The organism is Mycoplasma sp. 21DD0573 (assembly GCF_034863425.1).
Lineage (GTDB): Bacteria > Bacillota_I > Bacilli_A > Mycoplasmatales > Metamycoplasmataceae > Mycoplasmopsis.
The window spans coordinates 1-4,327 of record NZ_JAYFEZ010000021.1 but is presented as its reverse complement, the minus strand read 5'-3'; the positions used below and the strand labels follow the sequence as shown (position 1 = coordinate 4,327).

Genomic DNA, 4,327 nt, shown 5'->3' with positions numbered 1-4,327 from the left:
ATCTTGAGGTGTTATGACAAATTAAACTTTTGTCCAATTTTTGTGTCCTAGTTTAAAGTCCTGCACAATTTTATTGCGCAGGTTTTTTATTAAAAATTAAAAAATACGAACTTAAACTTTCTTTTTTAAACTTTTTCAAAGAGTTATTTATGATTCATTTAAAACAAGTTAAATTCATTGAGAAAATCGAGCAAATTATCAGAATTTTTTTCAATTTTCGATGAAAATCACGACTTATTATTAAGCTGAATATTTTTTTCTTAAAACTCCTCCCACTAATTGTTTAAATATTTGCAAATTTTGACTAATTTTCATCAATTTTGCTTAATTAATTTAATTTATTAAATTAGTAAAAAATGGAAAAAGAGCACTTTTTCCATAAAAACTATCAAAAATTAAAAAATCAGATTTGTGTAAGTCTGATTTTTTTGAATTTTTCACATTTATGAAAAATCTAAAAAATTTTGCTAAAAAAATAAATATTTTTTAAATGCTTGTCTAATTTGGTGTAGAATTATGGTGGATAGTGGGAGGAAGTGGTAAATATGTACGGCGAATACTCAAGAAACATAGATGATAAGAACCGTGTGGTCATTCCACCGGTCTTCAGAGATGAACTCGGTTCGAAAGTTTTTGTTACCATCGGTTTTGATGGTAATGCTGAAATTAGATCAATCGAAGAATACAAAGCTTACATCAGAATGATTGAAGAAAATAATCGTTTTGATAGAAATGCACGTATTCTTGCAAGATACATTTTAGGAAACACTTACGAAATCGACCTTGATAATCAAAACCGTATCTCATTACCAAAAATTATCATTGACAAACTATCCATCAAAAAAGAAGTTATTTTCATTGGTGTAGGTTCAATTGCTGAACTATGATCAAAAGAAAAATACGATGAATTCAACAACCAATACTCTCTTGATGATATAGCAAATATCGCTCAAACTCTTTCAGGTCATGGAACAAAGTAAATTACATTATTCAGTTCTATTGAACGAAACAGTAGATTCACTGGATATAAAACCAGATGGAATTTATGTTGATTTAACTGTAGGAATGGGTGGTCACTCATCAGAGATATTAAAAAAACTTACAACAGGTCACTTATACGCTTTTGATAAAGATGATTATGCTTTAGAACAATCAAAAGGAAGACTTGAAAAAATAAGTAATAATTTCACACTTATTAAAAGTGACTTTAAAGATTTTGTTTCAAAATTACACGAACAAAATGTCTTTAAAGTCAATGGAATTATTGCTGACTTAGGAATTTCATCACCACAAATCGATCAAGCAGAACGTGGATTCTCATATAACAAGGACGCAAAACTTGATATGCGTATGAATCAAGCACAAGAACTTGATGCTTATTATGTAGTTAACTACTATGATGAAGATAAATTGGCTGAGATATTATGAAAATACGCTGATGTAAAACTTAATAAAAAAGTTGCGAAAGCCATTTGTAATAATCGTCCAATTAATACTACTTTAGAGTTAGTTAATGTCATAAAAAGTGCATATCCAGCTGCATTACTTAGAGAAAAAAATCCAGCTAAAGCAATTTTTCAAGCAATCAGAATTGAAGTTAACAATGAACTTGATTCATTAAAACAATTACTTGAAAATGCACTTGGTATGTTAGATACAAATGGAACTTTAAGCATTATTACATTCCATTCTATCGAAGATAAAATGGTAAAAAATGCATTTGCAGAAGTTACCAAATCTAAAATACCATCAAAAATGCCAATTCAAGAACAAAAAGAATTTATAACTAAATCAATCAAAGCTTCTAGACAAGAAATTGAAGAAAACAATAGATCAAGAAGTGCGAAACTAAGAATTATTAAAAAATTAAAATAAAGGAGTAATTATGAGCAAGTACATAGCAAACTATCATATAACAGATACAAATGCAGAATTTGTACTTGTTAAATATCAAAATGATAATTACTTCAATGTTTTAAGTCGTACTTCAGAATATAACTCATTTGACATTATAACTTTTGATGCGTGATATCAGCAAGCTGCTGTAGCAACAAAAACAGTTGTAAATGATAGTGAGCTAGAGCTAAATGTAATTTTTGATGACAATTTATTTGAAAACTTATCATTTTCAAGATTTATCAATCAATTAGATAATAACAACAATCTAATTAACTCTTCAGAGGTTGAAAAATCACTTGAGAACTTAATGCAAAAACACATTAAATTCTCAAACTTAGAGAATTTCATCTCTTCACCAACAATTAACTGAACAACAGTTAAAGGTGATATTAGCAAAGAATATGCAAATGTACCTACAGATAGAGAGTACACAAAAATTAGTCAAGTATTTTCATTATTTGACACAGGTTTAGATAGAACAAACTTAGAAACATTAAAAGAAATGTTCACTAAACCTTATTCAGGAACAAACTTAAGAGTTACTTTCTATCTTAAGTCACAATTAATTGCAAGTAGAATTGCAGATACAGCTGTTCAAAGTATTGCTGTAGATTTAAACAAAAATTATTTATCACTTTTTGTAGTTAAAAATGGAAAAATTTTCAACTACAAAAAATATGACAATATTTCATTAAATTACTTAGTTAATAAATTAGCAAATAATCTTAAGGTAAATAATCAACTAGTTGCCAATATGATTGATTACCACACAAGATTAGATGAATTTTCAAATGGATTTGATGAAGATGCTGAAGTTTACAAATTTGTTGTAGCAAAATACAATGAATTTAAAAAACACTTATCAAACTTAGTTTTAGATTTTTACAATCTAAATAGAAAACATTTAGATTTACCAAACTTAAAAAGCTTAATTGTAAATTCAGAAAATGAATTTATCGCAAATGATTTAAAAGAATCATTTAGCAACAATTTCAATCAGCTACGTGTTCAAAATTTATTAGCTGACAACGTTTTTACTTTATTTACTTTAGAAAACAAATTAATTCAGCAAGCTATTTTACAAAGTAACAATATGCTTATTGAAAAAGATCAAAACAACACTATTATTAGTAGAATAGATTATTCAAGATCAAAAAGAAATATCTTTGCAAGAATCTTTACAAACCTTTTTAACCATAAATAAGGAGTTAAAAAATGGATCAATTAACCCAAAATAGTCCATATAAAAAATGAGAGAACTTTAAAATCACCATCATTGGCGTTGGTGGTGCAGGAAATAATGCAGTAAATATGATGATTGATGAAAATTTGCCAAACATCAATTACATAGCTGCAAACACAGATTCTCAAGCATTAGAATACAGTAAATGTGAAAATAAATTAACTCTTGGAAAAAGTAACAATGGTTTTGGTGCTGGTTCAAATCCAGAACTTGGATTAGAACTTGCTAAAGAAAGTATTGAAGATATTAAAGAAAAATTAAGCGGTTCAAAAATTGTAATAGTAACTGCTGGATTTGGTGGTGGAACAGGTACTGGAGCAGCACCATTAATTGCTCAAATTGCCAAGGAGCAAGGTGCATTAGTATTAGGTATCATTTCTACACCATTCGCATATGAAGGTAAAGCAAGAAATAAAATAGCTACAAATGGTATTGAAAATCTTAAACAAAATACAGACGCATATTTAGTTTTATCAAACCAAAAAATTTCAGAATTGAACCCATCAGTTCCGAGTGCAGACTTATACAGATTAGCTAACGTAAGTTTAAAAAATATTGTAGTTGCAATTAATGACATTTTAAACAAAGTAGGATTTATCAACATTGACTTTGCTGATTTTAAAAATGCATTGACAAATTCAGGTAAATCAATCATTAACGTTACACAAGGTTCAGGAGAATCAAAAGTTTCAAAAGCACTTAACAAGCTTTTTGAACCAAACTATTATGATTATCCATTATTTGTACCTTCGAGATTATTAATTAACTTGCAATATGACCATAATACGACATCGGCTCAAATTCATGAAGCAATTATGGGTGTTTACAAAAAACTAAACATCGATGAAACTAATGAATCAGAAGCTATCAAAATAGGACAAGAAATTATCAATACACCACACAATGCAGGATTTTTCAAAATCACTGTAATTGGTTCAGGTGAAGATGAGCAAGTTAACAAAAACATCTATGTGCAAGAAGAAAAAGTTGAAGTTATAGAACAAATCAATGAGCTAGAAGACATCAGACAAGACACAATTATTCTTGAAGATGTCCAAGCTATTATTGAACAAGAAATCAAGTTACAAACTCAAGATACAGAAATTCTTAAAGTTGATGAAGATGCTGCAGATGCATCAAAAGAAAATCCTTCTATAGAATTATTAAACTACTTCAATATTCCGA

At 28.3% G+C, this 4,327-nt stretch carries 4 protein-coding genes; all 4 read left to right on the top strand.

Annotated features, from left to right (window positions below; genetic code table 4):
* The first annotated feature begins 545 nt into the window (after positions 1 to 545).
* Positions 546 to 980 carry a division/cell wall cluster transcriptional repressor MraZ gene (locus VBM86_RS02980; protein WP_257089633.1) on the top strand — a complete coding sequence of 145 codons (435 nt, stop codon included), beginning with the start codon at positions 546 to 548 and terminating at the stop codon, positions 978 to 980.
* Positions 967 to 1,875: a 16S rRNA (cytosine(1402)-N(4))-methyltransferase RsmH gene (rsmH, locus tag VBM86_RS02975; protein WP_323188923.1), complete on the top strand. Its 909-nt coding sequence runs from the start codon at positions 967 to 969 to the stop codon at positions 1,873 to 1,875. Before VBM86_RS02980 ends, rsmH begins: the two co-directional genes overlap by 14 nt.
* A gap of 10 nt (positions 1,876 to 1,885) precedes the next feature.
* Positions 1,886 to 3,103, top strand: coding sequence for an MAG3720 family protein (locus VBM86_RS02970; RefSeq protein ID WP_323176437.1), 1,218 nt, complete (start codon positions 1,886 to 1,888; stop codon positions 3,101 to 3,103).
* Positions 3,104 to 3,114: 11 nt separating this feature from the next.
* On the top strand, positions 3,115 to 4,327 hold a 1,213-nt coding region (locus tag VBM86_RS02965), incomplete at its 3' end, for a cell division protein FtsZ (RefSeq protein ID WP_323189806.1).